Here is a 3,607-nt window from a genome sequence, read left to right as displayed (position 1 = left end):
GTTCGCTTCCGGCCAGATCGCCTTCAAGGTCGCGGCCAATCAGACAGGCGTCACGGCCCGTTACAGTGTGATGATCAGGGCTGGCAATGGCGGTCAATACATCGAAAGCGGTTTGTTTCTCGAAATTTATTCCGATGGCGGGACCCTGAAAAGCCGGTTCGCGGTCAAGGCCGACCAGTTCGTGGTCATGGACAATAACAGCAAGCCCTTCGTGTATGAGGGTGGCGTTCTCAAGACCTATGCCATGATTGCCGGTCAGCTCAATATCAACAACCGCGTGGTGATTGCGCCCGACGGCACGATGACGGTGCGCTCGGCAATGTCGGGTCAACGGCTCGAAATAACCAACAGCCTCGTCCAGGTGTTTGACGGCAACGGCACCTTGCGCGTTCGCATGGGGATCTGGTGATGACAGCAGGACTTCAGACATTCGATGCTGCCGGTCGGCTGCTACTCGATACATCAACATACTGTGGTCGCTTTCTTGGCCGGGTGAGCTTTTCGGCGAGCGGATCACTCGTCGACGCACGGCTGACCGAAGGCATGCCCTTTTACATGACTGCACCGCTGACAACGCAATACGACCTGCTCGATGTCAGCTTTTCCGGCAATACGCTCATCTGGAATGTGGGGATCAATTACTTTGGCACGACTTTCACGATTTTTTACGGCCTTTACGGCTAAACTCAAACAGATCTGGAGCGCAATTCGCATGGCTTTCGGTTTCACCGCGATCAATGACGACCACGTGGTTCAGCTCGATGACAAATACCGCACCTGGCATGTCGTCCACCAGCAATCCTTTTATGGGCAAGGTGCGAACGGTGAACAGACGATTGCAGTGACCTGCTCACCGGATACCGTCATTGGCGTATCGCCATCTCTCAACGCAGCATTCCATATTCGCGCCACGCACGAAAACGGTGTCCTGACAGCAAAGGTTTCATTGCTGATCGGTGATGCCAGCGGCTTTGCCCATGTCTTCTTCTTTGACAATTACGGGCATAACCCCGCCGGCGAGAACTTCGGCATGGAGATCTTTAACGCCGCTGGCGAGACCGTATGGCATTCCTCTGATCGCCCCTTGCGGATCACGCAATATGATCCGTCTCGCACACTCGCCATCATCCCGCTAAACGCCCCGATCCTCATTCAAGAATCCGGCAATCCGAACGGTCTGAAGAATTTGGCCTGGTACCGGGCCTTTTGGAACGGATCGAGTGCAGCCTTCGAAAACTTGGCTCTTCAGGGAACAGTTCAAACCGACGGCGCTGTGCAGTGGGGCTACTCATTCCGCTCCCAAATTCCTTACAATGGCCAGCCGGTGAAAACCGAACATTTCAAATACCTGCTTGCCGATGTGACCGGCTACGTTTGAGGCTCAGATGACCACTTACAAAACAGGCACAATCACGCTGACCAATGGCTCCAGGATCGTCACCGGCATAGACACGGGCTGGCAGACGGCCGTCATTGCCGGTGGCGTCATCTATCCGGAGGCTGCCGGTAATCCACTGCCGATCGAAACCATCGACAGCAACACCCAGATCACCGCCGCCACGGCATGGGTCGGCGCAACCGGTACGTATACATACGCGCTGCAGCGTCAAAATGACGGGTACCAGGTGCTCTCTAACGCGTCTGCGCTGGCGGGCTATATTCAGCGGCTGAAAGATACACCACTGGCCGCGCTTGATGATCTGGTACCGGCGGAGGATCAGCTACCATATTTCAATGGCGCAACCTCGGCCGACCTTACGCCACTGACAGCATTTGCGCGATCCTTGCTGGATGATGCAGATGCGGCAGAGGCGTTGGAAACGCTTGGGGCCTTTCCAAGTTCCGACGTGAGTGTTTTTTCTAAAACTCTCTTGGATGACGCAAACGCTGCTGCAGCGCTGGATACGCTTGGTGTGTCAGCCTTTGCACAGGCATTGCTGGGTGATGCCGATGCGGCGGCTGCGCGCGGGACGATGGGAGCACAGGCTAGCCTTGGTTACGCGCCTGTTGCCGCAGATAACCCGAGAATGACATCAGATGCATATGTAACTGGCTTTGGGGGTAGCGCATCGTTAAAGGCAACGCCTGCATTCGTTGCGCGTCAAGCGGATGCCTCAGGCGCGATCAGAGGTTTGTTGCAAGCATATGAGCAAGTCGGACAATACTATTTTCTGCTGCTGTCGTTGGAAGCCGGCGGCGGGGCCTGGCAGATGCAGTTTCGATCCGACGGATCACTTAATATACCCGGCGCCATCAATGCCGCCGCCAAGAACTTCCTGATCGATCATCCTCTCGACCCCTATAACAAAGACCTGATCTTTGCATCGACTGAAAGCCCGCATTACGCTGTCGAGGCTTGGGGCATTTCCCGGCTCGTTGACGGTCGCGCGTCCGTCGATATCGATGCCGCCAGCAACCTGACAAGCGGTACCTGGGCCGCTCTCACGCAAAACACCATCGTAAGGTCTTTGCAAAATCAGGAAGGGTTTACCGCTGTGCGCCCCGGTCCGGTCTCTGGCGGGTCATTCGAGATCATTGCTGAATATGAAACCTGCACAGACCTGATTGCATGGCATGTTGTCGCTGATCGTGCCGATCCTGTCGTCAAGACATTGGCGAACGCTGATCCGGCAACCGGACTGCTGGTGCCAGAAGCTGAAAAGGATGATTTATCATGAGTGATCCAACCAAAATGGTGATTGATGGCAACCGTGTCGGCACCAAGGGTTATCCGCGTCACTGGCAGGCCATCGGCGCTGAGCCACCGATGAAATACGAGGAGAGCGGTGAGCCGATCAATCCTGTGCCGGAAAACCCAACGCCGGATGACCTTGCCGCATATGCGGCCCGAATATCATGGGAAACGCGGGTGGCGGGGCCGTTGATTAATGGGGTTCGGATTAAATGCGATGGCGATGCAATCGGCCTGATAAAAAGCATGTCCGATCTTGCAAAAAGTGATGGGACCCGGACTTTCGCATTCGACACGCACGGAGACGGCGGCAACTTACTGCAGCTCACAGCATCCGAGGCTATCGCCCTCGATCATCAGGTTGCTGAGTGGGTTCAGAAGACCTTTGACCGCCGCGCCGAAGTCTATGCGGCCATCACCGCTGGAACCGTGACAACAACAGCGGACGTTGATGCTGCATTCGCCGACGTGACGGACGACTGGCCGGCATGAGCCGATAACAGCCAGGTGGCCAGGGCAAGCCCTGGCGGCGGGGTCTAGATTGGCGTCAGAAACCCGCCCGACAGTACCCAACGATAACCGTCGCACCCGTACCCGCAAAAAGCGGGCAACGGCCTTGTGACTGAGTCGTGAGATAATTGATATGGTAAATCAGCAACCGGTTGCACCGGTCACGCCCGCCGCCGGTTATATCGGTGGTAAGCGCATCCTCTCGAAAACCGTAATCGCCAAGATCAACGCGACCGATCATGACGGGTATGCAGAGCCGTTCGTCGGCATGGGCGGTGTGTTCCTGCGCCGGGACCATCAGCCGAAGACGGAGGTGATCAACGATATCAGCGGTGACGTCGCTAACTTCTTCCGCATCCTGCAGCGCCACTTTCCGCAGTTCATGGATACGCTCCGCTTCCAGAT

General features: G+C 56.2%; 6 protein-coding genes. All 6 read left to right on the top strand.

Translation table 11 applies throughout. From position 1 onward, the window contains the following. Window positions 1–409: phage tail tip fiber protein (locus EDC90_RS21010; protein WP_165972918.1), on the top strand; the 409-nt coding region annotated here is incomplete at its 5' end. Next, the gene (locus EDC90_RS19990) at window positions 409–684 is read left to right on the top strand and encodes a hypothetical protein (RefSeq protein ID WP_132314283.1); all 276 of its coding nucleotides are present in this window, start codon (window positions 409–411) and stop codon (window positions 682–684) included. The genes EDC90_RS21010 and EDC90_RS19990, both read left to right, overlap by 1 nt. A 28-nt stretch (window positions 685–712) precedes the next feature. Continuing rightward, the gene (locus tag EDC90_RS19985) at window positions 713–1,378 is read left to right on the top strand and encodes a hypothetical protein (protein WP_132314282.1); all 666 of its coding nucleotides are present in this window, start codon (window positions 713–715) and stop codon (window positions 1,376–1,378) included. Window positions 1,379–1,385: 7 nt separating this feature from the next. After that, on the top strand, window positions 1,386–2,678 hold the full coding sequence (locus EDC90_RS19980) for a hypothetical protein (protein ID WP_132314281.1): 1,293 nt from the start codon (window positions 1,386–1,388) through the stop codon (window positions 2,676–2,678). Beyond that, window positions 2,675–3,184: a DUF4376 domain-containing protein gene (locus tag EDC90_RS19975; RefSeq protein ID WP_132314280.1), complete on the top strand. Its 510-nt coding sequence runs from the start codon at window positions 2,675–2,677 to the stop codon at window positions 3,182–3,184. The genes EDC90_RS19980 and EDC90_RS19975 overlap by 4 nt, the downstream gene beginning before the upstream one ends. A 151-nt stretch (window positions 3,185–3,335) precedes the next feature. Further along, window positions 3,336–3,607 (top strand): DNA adenine methylase (locus EDC90_RS19970; RefSeq protein WP_207903976.1); only part of this gene is annotated, 272 nt, incomplete at its 3' end.

Source organism: Martelella mediterranea (assembly GCF_004342225.1).
In the GTDB taxonomy this organism is placed as follows: Bacteria; Pseudomonadota; Alphaproteobacteria; order Rhizobiales; family Rhizobiaceae; genus Martelella; species Martelella mediterranea_B.
Note: the sequence above shows the minus strand (reverse complement) of the source record. Positions and strands in the feature narration are given on the sequence as shown.